The 20,453-nt window shown below is 62.8% G+C and carries 18 protein-coding genes; 3 read left to right on the top strand and 15 right to left on the bottom strand.

Annotated elements, in window-relative coordinates; genetic code table 11:
- Window positions 1-78: 78 nt before the first annotated feature.
- From nqrM to BVH06_RS02185, 9 genes are all read right to left on the bottom strand, one after another.
- Window positions 79-312, bottom strand: coding sequence for a (Na+)-NQR maturation NqrM (gene nqrM, locus BVH06_RS02225; RefSeq protein WP_075929405.1), 234 nt, complete (start codon window positions 310-312; stop codon window positions 79-81).
- Window positions 309-1,352 (bottom strand): FAD:protein FMN transferase, encoded by a 1,044-nt coding sequence (locus tag BVH06_RS02220; RefSeq protein WP_083651830.1) that lies wholly within the window; start codon window positions 1,350-1,352, stop codon window positions 309-311. Before BVH06_RS02220 ends, nqrM begins: the two co-directional genes overlap by 4 nt.
- Window positions 1,349-2,572 (bottom strand): NADH:ubiquinone reductase (Na(+)-transporting) subunit F, encoded by a 1,224-nt coding sequence (gene nqrF, locus BVH06_RS02215; protein ID WP_075929406.1) that lies wholly within the window; start codon window positions 2,570-2,572, stop codon window positions 1,349-1,351. Before nqrF ends, BVH06_RS02220 begins: the two co-directional genes overlap by 4 nt.
- Before the next feature lie 10 nt (window positions 2,573-2,582).
- The gene (gene nqrE / locus BVH06_RS02210; RefSeq protein ID WP_075929407.1) at window positions 2,583-3,191 is read right to left on the bottom strand and encodes an NADH:ubiquinone reductase (Na(+)-transporting) subunit E; all 609 of its coding nucleotides are present in this window, start codon (window positions 3,189-3,191) and stop codon (window positions 2,583-2,585) included.
- 1 nt (window position 3,192) lies between these two features.
- Complete coding sequence (locus BVH06_RS02205; protein ID WP_075929408.1) at window positions 3,193-3,861, bottom strand: NADH:ubiquinone reductase (Na(+)-transporting) subunit D; 669 nt, start codon at window positions 3,859-3,861, stop codon at window positions 3,193-3,195.
- A 3-nt stretch (window positions 3,862-3,864) separates the two neighbouring features.
- On the bottom strand, window positions 3,865-4,650 hold the full coding sequence (locus BVH06_RS02200; RefSeq protein ID WP_075929409.1) for a Na(+)-translocating NADH-quinone reductase subunit C: 786 nt from the start codon (window positions 4,648-4,650) through the stop codon (window positions 3,865-3,867).
- The gene (locus BVH06_RS02195) at window positions 4,643-5,854 is read right to left on the bottom strand and encodes an NADH:ubiquinone reductase (Na(+)-transporting) subunit B (RefSeq protein WP_075929410.1); all 1,212 of its coding nucleotides are present in this window, start codon (window positions 5,852-5,854) and stop codon (window positions 4,643-4,645) included. Before BVH06_RS02195 ends, BVH06_RS02200 begins: the two co-directional genes overlap by 8 nt.
- A gap of 2 nt (window positions 5,855-5,856) precedes the next feature.
- A complete protein-coding gene (locus BVH06_RS02190; RefSeq protein WP_075933029.1) occupies window positions 5,857-7,194 on the bottom strand; it encodes a Na(+)-translocating NADH-quinone reductase subunit A in 1,338 nt (445 codons plus the stop codon).
- Between the two features lie 354 nt (window positions 7,195-7,548).
- Window positions 7,549-8,997 (bottom strand): glyceraldehyde-3-phosphate dehydrogenase, encoded by a 1,449-nt coding sequence (locus tag BVH06_RS02185; RefSeq protein WP_075933028.1) that lies wholly within the window; start codon window positions 8,995-8,997, stop codon window positions 7,549-7,551.
- A 152-nt stretch (window positions 8,998-9,149) separates the two neighbouring features.
- On the opposite strand from BVH06_RS02185, the gene mfd reads away from it, so the two are divergent.
- On the top strand, window positions 9,150-12,593 hold the full coding sequence (gene mfd, locus BVH06_RS02180; protein ID WP_075933027.1) for a transcription-repair coupling factor: 3,444 nt from the start codon (window positions 9,150-9,152) through the stop codon (window positions 12,591-12,593).
- A 183-nt stretch (window positions 12,594-12,776) separates the two neighbouring features.
- Here the strand turns inward: mfd and nagZ are convergent, their stop codons facing one another.
- Together nagZ and BVH06_RS02170 are read right to left on the bottom strand one after the other, a co-directional pair.
- Window positions 12,777-13,775 (bottom strand): beta-N-acetylhexosaminidase, encoded by a 999-nt coding sequence (nagZ, locus tag BVH06_RS02175; protein WP_177345389.1) that lies wholly within the window; start codon window positions 13,773-13,775, stop codon window positions 12,777-12,779.
- Window positions 13,776-13,922: 147 nt separating this feature from the next.
- Window positions 13,923-14,627 (bottom strand): TetR/AcrR family transcriptional regulator, encoded by a 705-nt coding sequence (locus BVH06_RS02170; RefSeq protein WP_013792001.1) that lies wholly within the window; start codon window positions 14,625-14,627, stop codon window positions 13,923-13,925.
- Window positions 14,628-15,181: 554 nt separating this feature from the next.
- On the opposite strand from BVH06_RS02170, the gene lexA reads away from it, so the two are divergent.
- Window positions 15,182-15,793, top strand: coding sequence for a transcriptional repressor LexA (lexA, locus tag BVH06_RS02165; RefSeq protein WP_075929415.1), 612 nt, complete (start codon window positions 15,182-15,184; stop codon window positions 15,791-15,793).
- An 11-nt stretch (window positions 15,794-15,804) separates the two neighbouring features.
- Window positions 15,805-16,260: an SOS-induced cell division inhibitor SulA gene (sulA, locus tag BVH06_RS02160; RefSeq protein WP_075929416.1), complete on the top strand. Its 456-nt coding sequence runs from the start codon at window positions 15,805-15,807 to the stop codon at window positions 16,258-16,260.
- A gap of 102 nt (window positions 16,261-16,362) precedes the next feature.
- On the opposite strand, the gene BVH06_RS02155 is transcribed toward sulA, so the two are convergent.
- The 4 genes from BVH06_RS02155 to BVH06_RS02140 form a co-directional block, all read right to left on the bottom strand.
- The gene (locus BVH06_RS02155) at window positions 16,363-16,602 is read right to left on the bottom strand and encodes a hypothetical protein (protein WP_027910358.1); all 240 of its coding nucleotides are present in this window, start codon (window positions 16,600-16,602) and stop codon (window positions 16,363-16,365) included.
- A gap of 112 nt (window positions 16,603-16,714) precedes the next feature.
- Window positions 16,715-17,236, bottom strand: coding sequence for a DUF6586 family protein (locus BVH06_RS02150; RefSeq protein ID WP_075933025.1), 522 nt, complete (start codon window positions 17,234-17,236; stop codon window positions 16,715-16,717).
- A 45-nt stretch (window positions 17,237-17,281) separates the two neighbouring features.
- Window positions 17,282-19,888, bottom strand: coding sequence for a type I DNA topoisomerase (topA, locus tag BVH06_RS02145; protein ID WP_075933024.1), 2,607 nt, complete (start codon window positions 19,886-19,888; stop codon window positions 17,282-17,284).
- A 261-nt stretch (window positions 19,889-20,149) separates the two neighbouring features.
- On the bottom strand, window positions 20,150-20,386 hold the full coding sequence (locus tag BVH06_RS02140) for a DUF1653 domain-containing protein (protein ID WP_075929553.1): 237 nt from the start codon (window positions 20,384-20,386) through the stop codon (window positions 20,150-20,152).
- Between the last annotated feature and the right edge of the window lie 67 nt (window positions 20,387-20,453).

The following is a 20,453-nucleotide window of genomic DNA, read 5'->3' as shown; positions in this document are numbered from 1 at the left end:
CCAGGCCGACCGGGCGGCCTGGCACGCAACATCATGCAAAACGTTGCATAGGGTAACGCCCTATGCGGCGCTTGGCGATCAGCGCTTGCTGGCGTCGTAGGTTTGCACGCCGGATTTGCCATTGCCTTCGGCATCACCCGACACTTCCGGGCACTTCTCGCGGTCGTCACCGCAGATCGAGCACTTCTTCTCGATCCCCAGGTTGGCGATACCGCCGCACGAACCGGCGATGGGCTTGCGGCCCATCATCACACCGACGGCCATCAGGCCGACGACGGTGAGCATGATCAGAAAAACCATCACGAACGTCATTGCTTGCCTCCCGCAGCGAATAGCTGCTCGAAAGTGGCGGTACTGCGTGTGACGAATCCGTCACCCTCACGGGTCACGAAGAACGCCGCGATACCTTCGCGCTCCGCGTACTCGAAGCCCTTATCCGGGCCGAGCACGAGCAGCACGGTGGACAGGCCGTCGGCCATCAGCGTAGTGGGCGCGGCCACGGTGACCGCCGCCAGGGTGTGCTGAATCGGTGCGGCGGTCTGCGGATCGAGGGTGTGGGAATAACGTACGCCCTGCTCCTCGAAATAATTGCGGTAGTCACCTGAGGTGGAAATGCCGTAACCGTCCAGCTCGATCACCCGCTGGATGGCACGCTGATCGTCTCGAGGCGCCTCGAGCGCAATGCGCCAGGGCTGGCCGTCGGGTTTGCGCCCGACTGCCTTGAGTTCACCCGTGGCTTCGACCAGGTAACTGCTCACCCCCTGTTCGACCAGCCGCGCAATGATTCGATCAACCGTATAGCCGGCCGCGATGCTGTTGAAGTCGACCTGCAGGTCGCGATCCTTGCACAGGCGCTCGCCGTCGATGTGCAAATGCTCCTGGCCGATACGCCCGCGCACCTCCTGCAGCGCCTCGGCATCCGGCACCTGACGTTGGCCATTGCCGCGCGGACCGAAGCCCCACAGGTCGAGCAACGGCTCGAGGGTCAGGTCGAAGGCACCGCCACTGTCGCGATGCAGGGTATTGCCGGTCTCGATCAGTTGCAGCACGCCCGCCGGCATCGGCATGCAGGTGCCGGCGGGGGCGCGGTTGAACTGCTCGATCAGCGAATCATCGCGGTAAGTGGACATCTGCTCGTCGACTTCGGCGAAGATCGCCTCCACATCGGCTTTGAGCGTGGCCTTGTCCGGCACGCCTTTGGCGCTGACGTACTTGACCGAGTAGGTGCTGCCCTGGGCGGGCCCACCGAACTCTTCGACGGTCTCGGAAAAACCGCAGCTCACGAGCGTAGCAACCAATGTCGCAGCCAGGGCTGCGACAAGGGCGGGCTGCTTCAGAGCGGCTGCAATCATCCGCCGAAGTCGTCGAGCAGGATGTTGTCCTGTTCGACACCCAGGTCGGTGAGCATCTTGATGACCGCGGCGTTCATCATGGGCGGGCCGCACATGTAGAACTCGCAATCCTCGGGCGCCGGGTGATCCTTGAGGTAGTTCTCGTAGAGCACGTTGTGGATGAAGCCCTTGAGCCCCGTCCAGTTGTCTTCCGGCTGTGGGTCGGACAGCGCCAGGTGCCATTCGAAGTTCGGGTTCTCCGCCTGCAGCTGGTCGTACTCCTCGGTATAGAACGCCTCGCGCATCGAGCGCGCGCCGTACCAGAAGCTGATCTTGCGCGTCGATTTGAGGCGCTTGAGCTGGTCGAAGATGTGCGAGCGCATCGGTGCCATGCCGGCACCCCCGCCGATGAAGACCATCTCGGCATCGGTGTCCTTGGCAAAGAACTCGCCGAACGGCCCATAGACCGTGACCTTGTCACCCGGCTTGAGGCTAAACACGTACGAGGACATCTGCCCCGGCGGCAGGTGATCCTTGCCGGGAGGCGGCGAGGCGATGCGGATGTTGAACTTCACCAGCCCGCGCTCTTCCGGGTAATTGGCCATGGAGTAGGCACGAATCACCGTTTCGTCGACTTTGGACACGTACTTCCACTGGTTGAACTTGTCCCAGTCGCCGCGATACTCCTCCTGGATGTCGAAGTCCTTGTAGTGCACTTCGTGGGGCGGGCACTCCAGCTGCACGTAACCACCAGCGCGGAAATCGACGTTCTCGCCTTCCGGCAGCTTGAGGGTCAGCTCCTTGATGAAGGTAGCCACGTTCGGGTTGGACTCGACCGTGCACTCCCATTTCTTCACGCCGAACACTTCTTCGGGTACTTCGATCTTCATGTCCTGCTTGACTGGCGTCTGGCAGGACAGGCGCCAGCCCTCGCGGGCCTCGCGCTTGTTGAAGTGCGACTCCTCGGTGGACAGCATCTCGCCACCACCGCTTTCCACGATGCACTTGCACTGCGCACAGGTTCCACCGCCGCCACAGGCGGACGACAGGAATATCTCGTTTTCGGCCAGGGTCTGCAGCAACTTGCCGCCGGCCGGAACGGTGATGGTGCGCTCACCGTTGATCTCGATGTTCACGTCGCCGGCGGAAACCAGACGCGCACGCGCCATGAGGATCACCGCCACGAGGAGGATGATCACCACAGTGAACATGGAGACTGCTACTAGAATCTCGAAAGCCATCGGCAACCCCTTACAGCTGTACGCCGGAGAACGACATGAAGCCCAGCGACATCAGGCCAACGGTGATGAAGGTCAAACCCAGGCCGCGCAGGCCGGCGGGTGGGTCGCTGTACTTGAGCTTCTCGCGGATGGCGGCCAGCAACACGATGGCCAGCGCCCAGGACACACCGGCACCGGCACCGTAGACCACGCTCTCGGTGAAGTTGTAGTCGCGCTCGACCATGAACAGCGTGCCGCCGAAGATGGCGCAATGCACGGTGATCAGCGGCAGGAAGATACCCAGCGCGTTGTAGAGCGCGGGCAGGTACTTGTCGAGCACCATCTCCATGATCTGCACCACCGCAGCGATCAGGCCGATGTAGCAGATCAGGCCGAGGAAGCTCAGGTCGACTTCCGGCAGGCCGGCCCAGGCCAGCGCGCCGTCCTTGAGCAGGTAGACGTACAACAGGTTGTTCAGCGGCACGGTGATGACCATCACCACGATGACCGTCAGGCCGAGCATCAGGGAGGTTTCGACCTTCTTGGAAATCGCCAGGAAGGTACACATGCCCAGGAAGAACGCCAGCGCCATGTTCTCGATGAACACCGCGCGGACGAACAGGCTGATGTAATGTTCCATATCAGTAAGCCTCCTCGTTCTTCACTTGCGGCGCCATGCGGTACTCGACCTTCTCGACCTGCTCCTTCTTGTAGCTACGCAGGGCCCAGATGAACAGACCGATCAGGAAGAACGCCGACGGCGGCAGCAGCAGCAGGCCGTTGGGCTGGTACCAGCCGCCATTGTTGACGGTGTGCAGGATCTGCACGCCCATCAGCGAACCGGCACCGAACAGCTCGCGCACGATACCCAATGCCACCAGCATGGCGCTGTAGCCCAGACCGTTGCCCAGGCCGTCGACGAACGACGCCACCGGCGGGTTGGACATGGCGAACGCTTCGGCACGGCCCATGACGATGCAGTTGGTGATGATCAGGCCGACGAACACCGACAGACGCTGACTCAGGCTGTAGGCATAGGCCTTGAGGAACTGGTCGATGACGATCACCAGGGAGGCGATGATCACCACCTGGGCGATCATGCGAATGGAACCCGGGATCTGGTGGCGCACCATCGAGATGAAGAAGCTCGAAAACGCCGTAGTCAGGGTCAGCGCGATGGACAGTACCAACGCGGTGCTCAGGCTGGAGGTAACCGCCAGCGCCGAGCAGATGCCGAGAATCTGCAGGCCGATCGGGTTCTTATTGAGAATCGGATCGAGCAACAGCTCTTTCATGGTGGGTTTGGACATGGATCAAGCCTCCCCTGCGGACAGCTTCTTGAGGAACGGCGCGAAGCCATCCTCACCGAGCCAGAAGTGGATCATGTGGGTCACGCCGTTGGCGGTGATGGTCGCCCCGGCGATGGCGTCCACCTGGTAATCGGCCTGCGGGCTCTGGGCATTGACGCTGCCTTTGATCACGCGCAATACCGGCTCACCGTTCTGGTAAACCTTCTTGCCGACCCACTTGGCCTGCCAGTTGGGGTTGTCGATCTCGCCACCCAGGCCCGGCGTTTCACCGTGCTGGTAGAAGCCGATGCCGGCCACCGTTTCCAGGTCGCCCTGCAGGGCCACGAACCCGTACATGGTCGACCACAGGCCGTAGCCGCGCACCGGCAGCACCAGGCGATCCATCTGCCCGTTCTGCTCGATCTGGTAGACCACCGCGTAGTGTTCCAGGCGACGGATCGAGGCGATATCGCGCTCTTCCGGAATCGCGCTGGACAGCGACGAATCGGCAACCGCCTTGTTCTGGTCGAAGGTGTGCGGGTCGAAGGCGTCGCTGTAATCACCGGTGCGCAGATCGACCAGGCGCGGCGTGACGCGCGAGGCGAACACCTCGCGCACTTCGTCGCTGGACATGCCGGGCTGCCACAGCTCGGCGATCACCAGCACCGCGCGCTGGCGATCCACCAGGGCATTTTCCTGCTGGGTAGGACGCAGGATCAGTGCAGCGGCCGAGACGGCGATGGAGCACACCAGGCACATCACCAGGGTGACGACCAGCGTGCGTGTCGGGGTTTCTTTGAGCTTAGACATTACGCGCCAGCCTCCGCTTGATGTTAGCCCGCACCACGTAATGGTCGATCAGGGGCGCACACAGGTTGCCGAACAGGATCGCCAGCATCATGCCTTCCGGGAACGCCGGGTTGACCACACGGATGATGGTCACCAGCAGGCCTATGAGAATGCCGAAGATCCACTTGCCGGTATTGGTCATGGAGGCCGACACCGGGTCGGTGGCCATGAAGATCATGCCGAAGGCGAAGCCCCCGGTGACCAGGTGCCAGTACCAGGGCATGGCGAACAGCGGGTTGTTGTCCGAGGCGATGGCATTGAACAGCGTGGCGGTGGCGATCATGCCGATCATCACGCCGCTGACGATGCGCCACGAGGCGATCTTGGTGATCAGCAGCACCGCGCCGCCGAGCAGAATCGCCAGGGTGCCGGTCTCGCCGATGGAGCCCGGCATCAGGCCGATAAAGGCATGCGTCCAGGTCAGGCCATCGTTGACCAGGCCGTTGACGCCGCCGTCGGCGATAGCGGTCAGCGCCGTGGCGCCTGCGTAACCATCGACAGCCGTCCACACGCCGTCACCGGATATCTGCGCCGGGTAGGCGAAGAACAGGAAGGCGCGACCGACCAAAGCCGGGTTGAGGAAGTTCTTGCCGGTACCACCGAACACTTCCTTACCGATCACCACGCCGAAACTGATGCCCAGCGCGACCTGCCAAAGCGGAATGCTCGGCGGCAGGATCAGGGCGAACAGCACGGAAGTGACGAAGAAGCCTTCGTTGACCTCGTGACGGCGGATGGACGCGAACAAGACTTCCCAGAAGCCGCCGACGATGAACGCCGTGAGGTACACGGGCAGGAAGTACGCCGCCCCCTGGATGAAGTTGTCCCACAGGCTGGTCGGGTCGAAGCCGCCCAGCGCACCGATCAGCGCGAAGCGCCAGCCGTCCTGGGCGGCGAGCAGGTCAGGGCTCTGCGCATAGATCAGGTTGGCCTGATAACCGGTGTTCCACATGCCGAAGAACATGGCCGGAAAGGTGCAGGCCCACACGGTAATCATCATGCGCTTGAGGTCGATGCCGTCACGCACGTGGGCGGTGGTTTTGGTCACGCTGCCGGGGCGATAGAAGAAGGTGTCAACGGCCTCGTAGAGGGCGTACCACTTTTCGTATTTGCCACCTTTTTCGAAGTTGTGCTCGATCTTGTCGAGGAACTGGCGAACGCCCATGTTCAACCCTCCTTCTCGATGAGGGCCAGACAATCACGCAGGATCGGACCGTATTCGTATTTGCCGGCACAAACATAGGTGCACAGCGCCAGGTCTTCCTCGTCGAGCTCCAGGCAGCCGAGCTGCTGGGCCATCTCGGTGTCGCCGACGATCAGCGAACGCAGCAGCTGCGTCGGCAGGATGTCCAGTGGCATCACTTCCTCGTAGTTACCTACCGGCACCATGGCGCGCGGGCTGCCATTGGTGCTGGTGGAAAACGCGAAGCGCTTGGCGGCGTTGAGCTTGGACACGAAGATATTGAGGATCGAGTGCTTGTTCACCCCGGCACGCAGGTAATGCAGCATTTCGCGTTCGGTGCCTTCGCTCAGGCACGACACCTGCAAGTGGTAGCGCCCCAGGTAGGCGCAGGCGCCACGCGAAGTGCGACCACCGAGTACCGAGCCGGAGATCACTCGATTCTCGCCAGGTGCCAGTTCACCTGCCGTCAGCTCGGTGAGGTTGGCGCCCAGACGGGTACGCAGCAGGCGCGGACGCTCGACGACGGGGCCGCCCAGCGCGACCACGCGCTCGACCCATAGCTGGCCGCTGGTGAACAGCTTGCCGACGGCGATCACGTCCTGGTAGTTGATGCTCCACACGCTCTTGCTGGCGCTGACCGGGTCCAGGTAATGAATGTGGGTACCCGGCAAACCAGCCGGGTGCGGCCCGGCGAAGGCCTGGCTGCGCACGCCTTGGGCCTGCTCGCCCGGCACGCTCACGCCTGGCGCCTTGCACAGGAATACCGGGCTCAGGCGAGCCAGCACCTTGAGGCCGTTTTCGAAATCGCCAGCATGCTCGGCGATGATCGGGGCTGGGTCTGCAGCCAGGGGGTGGGTGTCGATTGCGGTGACGAAGATCGAACTCGGCACGGCATCGACTGCCGGCACCTTGCTGAACGGCCGCGTACGCAGCGCCGTCCACAGGCCGGACTGCTGCAGGTTGTCGCGCACCTGCGAAGGCTCCAGGCTGCCCAGTTGGGCGGCCGGATACTGGGCGAAGGTTTCCTGCTCGTCGCCATCGAGATCGATGACCACCGACTGCAGCACCCGTTTTTCACCGCGGTGAATCGCGCTCACCACACCGGCACCTGGCGCGGTGTAGTGAATGCCTTCCGAGCGCTTGTCGGAGAACAGAATCTGGCCCAGCTTGACCCGGTCGCCCACCTGTACCGCCATGGTGGGCTTCATCCCGTGATAATCGAAGCCTATGACAGCCACGCTGCGCACCGGTCTCGAGTTATCGATCTGCTGAGCCGGCGCGCCCGCTATGGGCAAATCGAGCCCACGTTTTATTTTGATCATAGGTTTGCCTAGCCACTGAGCTTATAAATTTTTGAATGACGCTCGACAAACCGTCAGTCACAAAGCAAGACGCACCCCAATATCGCTACTGGTGTGGATCAATGTCGAACGCAGGTAAGAAATCGCCGGGATTATAGAGTTATGCGACAACGTGAAGCCACCCGGGCGGCCGGCTTTTTTCGGATTTCCGTTACAGAACGCAACAGGAATTTAGCGATGGCAGGCTCACCAGGCGGCGACATAACGCCGCACCACCCTACCCGCCGGCTTCGCCGTTGAGCGGCCGCGCAAAAACGGCAGGCAAAAAAATGGGAGCCCGAAGGCTCCCATCTGGTGTCGCGCGGTGCGCTGCGATCAGCGCGGGAAAGCAGGCGGGTTGACCCCGGCCATGTCTTCCATGACGCGGATCACCTGGCAGCTGTAGCCGAACTCGTTGTCATACCACACGTACAGTACGACGCGGTTGTCGTTGGCGATGGTGGCTTCGGCATCGACCACACCGGCGTGGCGCGAGCCGACGAAGTCGGTGGAAACCACTTCCTGGGAGCTGACGAAATCGATCTGCTTCTGCAGGTCGGAGTGCATGGCCATCTGGCGCAGGTACTCGTTGATCTCTTCGCGGCTGGTGGCCTTCTCCAGGTTCAGATTGAGAATGGCCATGGACACGTTCGGCGTCGGTACGCGAATCGCGTTGCCGGTCAGCTTGCCCTTGAGCACCGGCAGTGCCTTGGCAGCGGCAGTGGCTGCACCGGTTTCGGTGATGACCATGTTCAGCGCGGCGCTACGACCACGACGACTGCCCTTGTGGAAGTTGTCGATCAGGTTCTGGTCGTTGGTGTACGAGTGAACGGTCTCGACGTGACCGTTGACGATGCCGTACTGGTCATTGACGGCCTTGAGCACCGGCACGATGGCGTTGGTGGTGCAGGAAGCGGCCGAGATGATCTTGTCGTCAGCGGTGATCTCGCCATGGTTGATGCCATGCACGATGTTCTTCAGCGCGCCCTTGCCCGGTGCGGTGAGGATCACGCGGTCGATACCCGGGCACTTGAGGTGCTGGCCCAGGCCCTCGGCATCACGCCATACGCCGGTGTTGTCGACCAGCAGCGCATCCTTGATGCCGTACTGGGTGTAATCGATGGCCGACGGGTCCTTGGCGTAGATTACCTGGATCAGGTTGCCGTTGGCGGTCAGGGTGCTGTTCTCTTCGTCGATGGTGATGGTGCCATCGAACTTGCCGTGTACCGAGTCGCGGCGCAGCAGGCTGGCGCGCTTGACCAGGTCGTTCTCGGCGCCCTTGCGCACCACGATGGCACGCAGACGCAGGCCGTCGCCACCACCGGTGTGTTCGATCAGGATGCGTGCCAGCAGACGACCGATACGGCCGAAACCGTACAGCACCACGTCGGTGCCCTTGCGCGGCGAAGCGTTCTGCTGGTTGGCGACATCGGCCAGCTCGTCCTTGACGAACTGCTCTATGCTGCGGCCATTACCTTCGGCCTTGAACTTGCCGACCATCTTGCCCAGGTCGACGGACGCAGCGCCCAGCTTGAGCTCGCTCATGGCCTTGAGCACGGCGTAGGAATCGTGAACGGCCAGGCCGTTCTGATCAGCCTGACGGTGACGGGCGAAGCGATGCGCCTTGAGAATCTCGATGACCGAGCGGTTGATCAGGCTGCGGCCATGGATCGACAGCACCACGTTGTTGTTGCGGTACAGCTGACCAATCAGCGGAATCATCGCCTCGGCGAGGGCTTCACGGTCAATCCATTCACCAAGACACTGGTCGGGCTTCTGAGTCACGGCAATACCTTCCACATGTAGGGGCTGAAAAAAGGGGCTACATTATGACGACCCAGCTGTGGGTCGGCAATCTGCAGCGGTCGAAACACTGACAGCCATCCTCGCGGATAGTTACAATCGGGGGCCAAATCGTTACCAATCGCGAGCCACCCGTGCCTGTACTGCGTCTGCCGTCCTTGCCGGCCACCGCCGGTAAACAACACTGGGGCAACCTGCCCGGTGCCGCGCTGAGCCTGGCCATCGCCGAGGCGGCCAGCTCCGCCAAACGCTTTACCCTGCTGCTTACCGCCGACAGCCAGAGCGCCGAGCGCCTGGAGCAGGAATTGAGCTTCTTCGCGCCGGAATTGCCCGTGCTGCATTTCCCAGACTGGGAAACGCTGCCCTACGACCTGTTCTCGCCGCATCAGGACATCATCTCCCAGCGCATTTCGGCGCTCTATCGCCTGCCGTCGCTGAGCCATGGCGTGCTGGTGGTGCCGATCACCACCGCCCTTCATCGCCTGCCGCCGAAGCGTTTCCTGCTGGGCAGCAGCCTGGTGCTGGACGTGGGCCAGCGCATAGATGTCGACGACATGCGCGCGCGCCTGGAGGCGGCCGGTTATCGCTATGTCGATACCGTCTACGAGCATGGCGAGTTCGCCGTACGCGGCGCGCTGATCGACCTGTTTCCCATGGGCAGCAAGCAGCCGTTCCGTATCGATCTGTTCGATGACGAGATCGAAACCCTGCGCACCTTCGACCCGGAAACCCAGCGCTCGATCGACAAGGTCGAGTCGATCAAGCTGCTGCCGGCCCGGGAATTTCCACTGGAGAAGAAAGCCGTCACCGATTTCCGCGGCCGCTTCCGCGAGAGCTTCGATGTCGACTTCCGGCGCTGCCCGATCTATCAGGACCTGTCCACCGGCATCACCCCGGCGGGCATCGAGTACTACCTGCCGCTGTTCTTCGAGGAAACCGCCACCCTCTTCGACTACCTGCCCCAGGACACCCAGGTGTTCTCGCTACCCGGTATCGAAAAGGCTGCCGAGCAGTTCTGGCTCGACGCACGCAACCGCTACGACGAGCGCCGCGTGGACCCCGAGCGCCCGCTGCTGCCACCAGCCGATATCTTCCTGCCGGTCGAGGACTGCTTCGCGCGCCTGAAGGACTGGCCGCGCGTAGTGGTCAGCGCCGACGACATCGAGCCGGGCGTTGGCCGCACGCGCTTCGAGGCCGCCGCCCTGCCTGACCTGGCGATCCAGGCCAAGACCAGCGAGCCGCTGGCGGCGCTGCGCCGCTTCATCGAGGAGTATCCGGGCCGCGTGCTGTTCTGCGCAGAATCCGCGGGGCGCCGCGAGGTGCTGCTCGAGCTGCTCGCCCGTCTCAAGCTCAAGCCCAAGGAAGTCGAGGGCTGGCCACAGTTCTGCGCGAGCAAGGAGCGCCTGGGCATCACCATCGCGCCGCTCGATGAAGGCCTGCAGCTCGAAGATATCGCGCTGATCGCCGAAAGCCCGCTGTTCGGCCAACGCATCATGCAGCGCCGTCGCCGCGAGAAGACCCGCGATGCCGGCGACAACGTGATCAAGAACCTTACCGAGCTGCGCGAAGGCGCACCGGTGGTGCACATCGATCACGGCGTAGGCCGCTACCTGGGCCTGGTGACCATGGAGTTCGACGGCCAGGCCGCCGAGTTCCTGGCGCTGATGTACGCCGAGGAAGCCAAGCTCTACGTGCCGGTGGCCAGCCTGCACCTGATCGCCCGCTACACCGGTAGCGACGACGCCCTGGCGCCATTGCACCGCCTGGGCTCGGAAACCTGGCAGAAGGCCAAGCGCAAGGCTGCCGAACAGGTGCGCGACGTCGCCGCCGAGCTGCTCGACATCTACGCACGCCGCGCCGCCCGTGAAGGCTACGCGTTCCGCGATCCAAAGGCCGATTACGAAACCTTCAGCGCCGGCTTCCCGTTCGAGGAGACGCCGGACCAGCAGAGCGCCATCGAGGCGGTGCGCGAAGACATGCTCGCCGCCAAGCCGATGGATCGCCTGGTGTGCGGCGACGTCGGCTTCGGCAAGACCGAAGTGGCCATGCGCGCGGCGTTCATCGCCGTGCACGGCGGCCGCCAGGTGGCGATTCTGGTCCCCACCACCCTGCTCGCCCAGCAGCACTACAACAGCTTTCGCGACCGCTTCGCCGACTGGCCGGTGACCGTCGAGGTGATGAGCCGCTTCAAGAGCGCCAAGGAAGTCAGCGCCGCCATCGAGCAGCTCGCCGAAGGCAAGATCGATATCATCATCGGCACCCACAAGCTGTTGCAGGACGACGTCAAGATCAAGAACCTTGGCCTGGTGATCATCGACGAGGAACACCGTTTCGGCGTGCGCCAGAAGGAGGCCCTCAAGGCCCTGCGCAGCGAGGTGGACATTCTCACCCTGACCGCCACGCCGATCCCGCGCACCCTGAACATGGCCGTGTCGGGCATGCGCGACCTGTCGATCATCGCCACGCCGCCGGCGCGGCGCCTGTCGGTGCGCACCTTCGTCATGGAGCAGAACAAGCCGACCATCAAGGAAGCCTTGCTGCGTGAGCTCTTGCGCGGCGGCCAGGTGTATTACCTGCACAACGACGTGAAAACCATCGAGAAATGCGCGGCGGATCTGGCCGAGCTGGTGCCCGAAGCACGCATCGGCATCGGCCACGGGCAGATGAACGAGCGCGAGCTGGAACAGGTGATGGGCGACTTCTATCACAAGCGCTTCAACGTGCTGATCGCCTCGACCATCATCGAAACCGGCATCGACGTGCCGAGCGCCAACACCATCATCATCGAGCGCGCCGACAAGTTCGGCCTGGCCCAGCTGCACCAGTTGCGCGGTCGGGTCGGCCGCAGCCACCATCAGGCGTACGCCTACCTGCTGACCCCGCCACGCAAGCAGATGACCGACGATGCGCAAAAGCGCCTGGAGGCCATCGCCAACGCTCAGGACCTGGGTGCCGGCTTCGTGCTCGCCACCCACGACCTGGAAATCCGCGGCGCCGGCGAGCTGCTCGGCGACGGCCAGAGTGGGCAGATCCAGGCGGTCGGTTTCACCCTGTACATGGAAATGCTCGAACGTGCGGTCAAATCGATCCGCAAGGGCGAGCAACCGAACCTCGACCAGCCCCTGGGCGGCGGCCCGGAAATCAACCTGCGGGTGCCGGCGCTGATCCCCGAGGACTACCTGCCGGACGTGCACGCCCGCCTGATCCTCTACAAGCGCATCGCCAACGCCACCGACGAGGACGGCCTCAAGGAACTGCAGGTGGAGATGATCGACCGCTTCGGCCTGCTGCCCGAGCCGACCAAGAACCTGGTGCGCATCACGCTGCTCAAGCTGCAAGCCGAGCGGCTGGGCATCAAGAAGATCGATGCGGGCCCGCAGGGCGGGCGCATCGAATTCGCGGCGGAAACACCGGTCGATCCGCTGACGCTGATCAAGCTGATCCAGAGCGCGCCGAACCGCTACAAGTTCGAAGGTGCCACGCTGTTCCGCTTCTCGGTACCGATGGAGCGCGCCGAGGAACGCTTCAATACCCTGGAAGCACTGATGGAGCGGCTTCTGGCGACGGTGAAGAGCTGAAAATGATCAGGGCCGCTTATGCGGCCCTGAGCGTTTGTGGTTGAGCTAAAGCAGACACAGCCGAAAGTAATACTCTGTGGGAGCGGACGGGGACGCCTAGTTCATGCCCGCGAAAGAAGTCACGGGCATGGCCCGTTCCCACAGACTGCCTACCCTGTCACTTCGCGGCGACTCGCCTCAAGCTCACTCCACCAACTGCGCCGCCCGTAGCGCCGAAAGCGCCTGCGCCCAGCGCGGATCCTGGCGATAGTCGACGCCCGGAAAGGCCCGCCGACGCATGCGTGCAAGGCCCTTGGGTGCAACGACATTGAGACGCTGCGCGGCCGACAGGGCCAGCTCCGCGGCCGCCCGGTCGTTGCATACCAGGCCCATGTCGCAGCCAGCAGTCAGCGCCGCCTCGATACGACTGGCCGCATCACCGACCACGTGGGCGCCCGCCATCGACAGGTCGTCACTGAAAATCACTCCATCGAAGCCCAGCTCGCCGCGCAGGATGTCCTGCAGCCAGCGACGCGAGAAGCCGGCCGGCTGGCTATCGACCTGCGGGTAGATGACGTGGGCCGGCATCACGGCGGCCAGGTCACGACTCAGCGCCGCGAAAGGTCGCAGATCGTTCTGGCGGATTTCCTCCAAGCTGCGCTCATCGGTAGGAATCGCCACGTGGGAGTCGGCCTCGGCCCAGCCATGGCCAGGGAAATGCTTGCCTGTAGCGGCCATGCCCGCCTCTGCCATGCCGCGGATAAAGGCCCCGGCCAGCTGGGTAGCGCGCTCGGGGTCGCCCTCGAAGGCGCGATGGCCGACCACCGCGCTGCGCTCGTGGTCCAGATCCAGTACCGGGGCAAAGCTCAGATCGAGCCCCACCGCCAACACTTCGGTGGCCATCAACCAGCCGCACTGGCGCGCCAGTTGCTCGGCGTCGGCGCAACCGGCGATCGCCCGTATGGCCGGCAGCTTCACGAAGCCCTGACGCAGACGCTGCACGCGACCGCCTTCCTGATCCACCGCCAGCAGCAGATCGGGACGAATCGCACGGATGGACTCGCACAGCTCACGCACCTGGCGCGGGCTCTCGATATTGCGGGCAAAGATGATCAGGCCGCCCACTTCGGGCTGGCGCAGCAACTGGCGGTCTTCGGCGGTCAGCCAGGTACCGGCGATGTCCACCATCAGGGAGCCATACAGGGGAGTCGTCACAACGCGTATTCCTTGAATAGAAGCTTCACGCCCATGGGACATTGGTGCCGGCCAGAGTTCCGGGCCGTGGGCGGTTATCTCGAAGGACGCTAGCTTAGGGGCAGCCAGGAGCCACGGGCAAGCAGTGCCCCCGACTCATGGCTTGATGATGGGCGGGCTTTTGTGGCGAGGAATGAGCTGGGCAGCGGCAAGGCGCGGATCGGTCACGCCGCTCTCCGAACGCATGCCGGCCGCCAGGAAAGGCACCATCAGGCGCATCACCTGCTCGATGGAGGTGTCCACGCCAAAGTCGCTTTCGGCCATGGCGCGCAACGCCTTGATGCCGGACATGCTGAACGCCGCCGCACCGAGCATGAAGTGCACGCGCCAGAACAGCTCGAGGGGAGGAATACCGGGAGCAGCTTCATGCACCAGGAACATGTAGCGGCGGAACACCTTGCCGTAGACCTCTTCGAGGTATTTACGCAGGTGGCCCTGGCTCTGGCTGAATGCCAGGCCCAAAAGGCGCATGAAGATCGACAGATCGTTGCCACTGCGCGGCTTGACCGCCAAGGCCTGCTCGACCAGGAGTTCGAGCAGCTCCTCTAGGCTGAAGGTGACCCCTGGCTTGCTTTGGCGCTTGTCCAGTTCACGCTCCAGGCTGGTGCAGAATGGCCCGAGAAAGCGTGAGAACACCGCCTGGATCAGGGCCTTCTTGGAGCCGAAGTGATAATTGACGGCCGCCAGGTTCACCCCGGCCTTGCTGGTGATCAGGCGCAGCGACGTTTCGGCAAAGCCCTTCTCCGCGAACAACTGCTCCGCAGCGTCGAGAATGCGTTCAACGGTTTCAGATTGCGCCATGACATCCACCAGACAAACAAGTGTTTGAAACATACGTTTCAGCGCGTGCCACTGTCAAGTCGCGCAAGGCGTATTCTGGATGCTCAGTCACCATTTGGCGATAGCGTCGCACGCAACCACGCTATCCGGTGCCTCGAAGGCTACCGGTCATCCGCCGCCCGGCTGTTAGAACCCGTTCATAATCTTTAAGCCTAGGTTCGTCGACTTTGGCGGCTAAGTGGGGCGGACATTTGTAGGGTGGACCGGGTCGCGTAGACGACGCTTCACCTACGCGGCCCGACCCGTCCACCGCTTCGTGATCGCAACGGTGGATGCAAAGAGCGTCATCCACCCTACGTGGCTGTGGTGCGGGCCATGCCCGCGAAAAATCACGGGCATGGACGGTCCCACAGGTGAAGCAACGATGTCCGCCTCTGCCTTGTAGTTGCCTCTTCATGCGCATACAACACTCTGAACAGGTTCTTTTATATGGGCGGCACCTTCATCAACCGATTGCCAAGCATGCCTTACTGTATATAATTCCAGTCACTGTATAAAAAGCCAGAGCGCCTCACATGATCAAGCTGACGCCCCGCCAAGGCGAAATTCTCGCCTTCATCAAGCAGTGCCTGGAAGACAACGGCTACCCGCCGACCCGCGCGGAAATCGCTCAGGCGCTCGGTTTCAAGTCGCCGAATGCCGCCGAGGAACACCTCAAGGCCCTGGCGCGCAAAGGCGCCATCGAGATGACCCCGGGCGCTTCCCGCGGTATCCGTATTCCGGGTTTCGAACCCAATCAGGAAGAGGAAGATGGCCTGCCGGTGATCGGCCGGGTCGCCGCCGGCGCACCCATCCTGGCGCAGCAGCATATAGAGGAGGCCTGCCGGATCAACCCGGACTTCTTCCGCCCCAAGGCCGACTACCTGCTGCGCGTGCGCGGCATGAGCATGAAGGATATCGGCATCATCGACGGTGACCTGCTGGCGGTGCACACCACCAGCGAGGCACGCAACGGCCAAGTGGTAGTGGCGCGCATCGATGACGAAGTGACGGTCAAGCGATTCAAGCGTGAAGGCAACACCGTTTGGCTGCTGGCGGAAAACCCGGAGTTCGCCCCGATCGAAGTGAATCTGGAAGAGCAGGACCTGATCATCGAAGGTTTGAGTGTCGGCGTCATCCGCCGCTAATTGGAGGCGTCATGCAGTTTCCCCAGTCGTTGAGCCGTAACCAGCTGCCCCTGTTCGATGCCTTCCTGGCATCGACCATCGCAGCCGTCGAGGAACCAACCAGCCACGAAGCCACCTTCAGCGAGGTGTCGCTGCGTGGTGCCGCGGGGCATTGCCTGACGCTACTGGCGCCCATGCTGCGGGAACTGAGTGAGAAAGATGACGAGCGCTGGCTGACCTTGATCACCCCACCCGCCAGCCTGACCCAGAGCTGGCTTCGCGAGGCGGGCCTGAACCGCGAGCGCATTTTGCTGCTGCAACCACGCCACAATCAGAGCGCACTGCAACTGGCCCAGGAAGCACTGAAGCTCGGTCGTAGCCATACCGTGGTCAGCTGGCTGCATCCCCTGCCCCAACATGCACGCCAGCAATTGGAAGCTGCCGCCCGTATCGGCAAGGCGCAAAGCCTGAACATCAGCCTGGGCTAAGATTCAGCAGCGGGTAAGCATCAATCCAGAAAGACAAAGGCCAGCAATATGCTGGCCTTTCGTTTAGTTGCGTTCGCCTGACTGGATGCAGACGAATGCCTGTCAGTGAAGAACGCGCGGCTGCTCGTCTTCTTCGTGCTCGAAATCACCTTCCGCCATTCGGCCGGCCATCTGCACGCCGACGTTGAGCATCGCCTTGGCGACCTCCACATGCTGGCCCTGCAGGAACGCCTTAGCATCTTCCGAGAAGTCCAGCACCACCAGTGCTTCCTCATCGTCGGCTCGACGCAGGGCGATACGCCCATCGGGCAGTTCGACGATTTCAAGGAAAGACGTAGGCATGACTCGGGTTCTCCACGAAAGGCCGCCCAGTGTAACAGCGAGCCCGCCCGATCGCTTGGCGAAAAAACCGCCAATTGCCGAACGGGCGTTCAATCAATGGCAAGCGGCGTGATTACCACTCACTGAGGCCGACACGAAAACGCTGGGCCAGCGCCTTGAGTTCCTGCCGCCAGCTTTCCAGGGTTTCGCGCTCGAGCAATGGCGGCTCGTCGCCCACGCTTACCGCCTCGATCAACGTCGAAGCGCCGGGATCGCTCTTCTGCTCGCGCGGCGGACGCGGCGGTTTGAACAGCTCGGCATGGGCGGCCAGAAGCTGCCCCAGCCAGGTCTGCCGGTTCTCGGCCAACTCGATCAGCTCAGCCAGCTCCGGGCTCGGCGCCCCATCGAGGTTCTGACGATCGAGCAGCACTTCGGCACGGGCCGCGCTGCTGTCGGGCAAGCGGTAGAAACCGGCGATTTCATGGCACAGCCCGAGCAACGCGCCGTACAGGTGGAACAGCGTAGCCTCGCGCTCGGCCTGTACCAGCGCCTGGGCATTCATCGCCCGCCCTTCCTCGGCCTTGCGCCAGGACTCCAGGGAGAGCCCGGCGTAAAAGATCTTCTGGTTGGTGCGGGTATACAGTTCGCCAGCCATTTGCACTCCTTCAGGTGCGCCCATCAAGCGCGCACCGAACACGGATCAACGCTTGTCTTCGACCTTCCACTTGCCGCCGTCGAAGAACGCCTTCCAACCAGTGGGCTTGCCGTCCACTTCGGTCTGCACGTACTGCTCCTTGGTCTTGCGGCTGTAGCGGATGACCGCTGCGCGGCCTTCCGGATCCTTGGCCGGCGCATCGATCAGGAAGTGGTACTTCGGATCGATCTCGTCCTTGTGCGGAATCAGTTCCAGCACCAGCGGCGCACGGGTTTCGCGGTTCTTCGGGAACTGACTGGCAGCCAGGAACAGCCCCGAGGCGCCGTCGCGCAGCACGTAAGTGTCGTCGACCTTCTCGCACTTGAGCTCCGGCATCTTCACCGCGTCCATCTTGGGTGGCGCAGGCTCGCCGTTGCGCAGCAATTTACGGGTGTTCTTGCACTCGCTGTTGGTACAGCCGAAGAACTTGCCGAAGCGGCCGGTCTTGAGCTGCATCTGACTGCCGCACTTGTCGCATTCCAGGCTCGGGCCTTCGTAGCCCTTGATGCGGAACTGGCCCTGCTCGATTTCATAGCCCGCGCAATCCGGGTTGTTGCCGCAAATATGCAGTTTGCGGGTTTCATCCAGCAGATAGGCGTCCATGGCGGTGGCGCAGATCGGGCAGCGATGCTTGCCAAGCAGCACGCGAGATTCCGACTCGCCCTCGTCGTCAGCGGCGATCTCGTCGCCCGGCACCAGGTTGATGGTGGCCTTGCAACGCTCTTTCGGCGGCAGAGCGTAGCCCGAGCAACCGAGGAACACACCGGTGGACGCGGTGCGGATCATCATCGGCCGGCCACATTCGCGGCACGGAATGTCGGTCAGCGTCGGCGTGTTGGCACGCATGCCGCTGTCGCCGTCGGCGGCCACTTCGAGCTTCTTCTTGAAGTCTCCATAGAACTCGTCGAGCAGGTGCTTCCACTCGCGCTCGCCCTGGGCGACGTCATCGAGGTTCTCTTCCATGCCGGCGGTGAAGCCGTAGTCCATCAGGTCGGAAAAGCTCTCGCTGAGGCGTTCGGTGACGATGTCGCCCATCTTCTCGGAATAGAAGCGGCGATTGTGCAGGGCCACGTAGCCGCGATCCTGGATGGTGGAAATGATCGCCGCGTAGGTCGACGGGCGGCCGATGCCGCGCTTTTCCATTTCCTTGACCAGGCTGGCTTCCGAATAGCGCGCCGGCGGCTTGGTGAAGTGCTGGCTGGGGTCGAGCTTGATCAGCTTGAGCGACTCGCTTTCCTTCATTTCCGGCAGAACGGCGTCGTCGCCCGGCTTGCTCATCTGCGGCTGGGCGCGGGTGTAACCGTCGAACTTGAGGATACGGCCCTTGGCACGCAGTTCGAATTGCGCAGCGGTGACGGTCACGGTGGTCGACAGGTACTCGGCCGGCGGCATCTGGCAGGCCACGAACTGGCGCCAGATCAGCTCGTACAGGCGCTCGGCATCGCGCTCCATACCGGACAGCTGGGTGGGCCGCAGGTTGACGTCCGAAGGTCGGATCGCTTCGTGCGCCTCCTGGGCGCCTTCCTTGCTGGAGTAGAAGTTGGGCTTCTCCGGCAGGTATTTCTTGCCGTACTCGCTGTCGATGAAGCCGCGCACCATCTCGATGGCGTCGGCCGACAGGTTGGTCGAATCGGTACGCATATAGGTGATGTAGCCGGCCTCGTAGAGACGCTGGGCCATCATCATGGTCTTCTTCACCCCGAAGCCCAGGCGCGTGCTCGCCGCCTGCTGCAGAGTGGAGGTGATGAACGGTGCCGACGGCTTGCTGCTAGTCGGCTTGTCCTCGCGCTTGGCGACGCTGTAGCTCGACGCCTTGAGGGTCGCCAGCGCGGCCATGGCCTGGGATTCGTTCAGCGGCTTGAAGGCGGCGCCGTTCTCACGAACCACTTCGAAACGCACTTGGGCGTCCTTGGCGGTACCCAGGTCGGCGTGCACTTCCCAGTATTCTTCGGGTACGAAGGCGCGGATTTCCTTCTCGCGCTCGACCACCAGCTTCACCGCAACCGACTGCACGCGGCCGGCCGACAGGCCACGGGCGATCTTCGCCCACAGCAGCGGCGAGACCATGTAGCCCACCACGCGGTCCAGGAAGCGGCGCGCCTGCTGGGCGTTCACACGGTTGATATCCAGCTCGCCCGGGGCGGAAAACGCCTCCTGGATGGCCTTCTTGGTGATTTCGTTGAATACCACGCGTTTGTAGCGGCTGTCATCGCCACCGATGGATTCGCGCAGGTGCCAGGCGATGGCCTCCCCCTCTCTATCCAAGTCGGTCGCGAGATAGATGGTGTCGGCTTCCTTGGCCAGGCGGCGCAGTTCCTCGACCACCTTTTCTTTGCCGGGCAGGATTTCGTATTTGGCTTTCCAGCCATGCTCCGGGTCGACGCCCATGCGCGCGAACAGCTGGCGCTTGGCCTTTTCCTTCGGCGACAGCGCCGGCGCTTCGCCTGCTGCTGCTTTGCCGCGCTTGGCAGGTTCCTTGGTAGCCGCCCCGCCGCTGGTGGGCAGGTCGCGGATATGGCCGATGCTCGACTTCACCACGTACTGGCTACCCAGGTACTTGTTGATTGTCTTGGCCTTGGCCGGGGATTCCACGATGACCAGCGATTTACCCATGGATTGGAAAATTCCTGAAATTCGGTAGGTGAAGGCGACGGACGCCTGGAAACACTATTGGGCGTATCGGGCCGACGCTAATCACGTCGACGATGAAGGCGCTCGCCCGATGAAGCGAACGCAAAAAGCGTGGTGCTGCCGCGGGTTCCAGACCGATATCGCGCTCTTGCACGATCCTGACTGCCCTGCGATCAGCTTTGGCCCCGCTATATATAGTGGCGGTCAAGGCGAGGTCAAGGGCGAGCGCTTCCTGATGTGCCGTCAGGGACGGGTCAGAACGCTCGCCTCGGCCTCGACGAAAGCAAAGCGTGGAACCCGCTTGCCGTCCAGTTCGACCTCACCGGCGAACATCGCCAGCGGCCTTACCCAGAGCCCGAACTCGCCGTACAACGCCTGATAGACGACGACTTCCTCTTCCGTCTCCGAATGCCTGGCCACGCCCAGCACGCGGTACTCGGGACCTTTGTAATGACGGTAGAGACCGGGTTGCAGCGACATCATTCAATTTCCTGGAAATATTTTTCGTCTGATAGAAAGGGTCGACCGTGATTTTCACCAGGGCCCG

Source organism: Pseudomonas sp. PA27(2017), assembly GCF_001945445.1.
Taxonomy (GTDB): Bacteria; Pseudomonadota; Gammaproteobacteria; order Pseudomonadales; family Pseudomonadaceae; genus Aquipseudomonas.
This window is presented reverse-complemented; position numbering and strand designations above follow the sequence as displayed.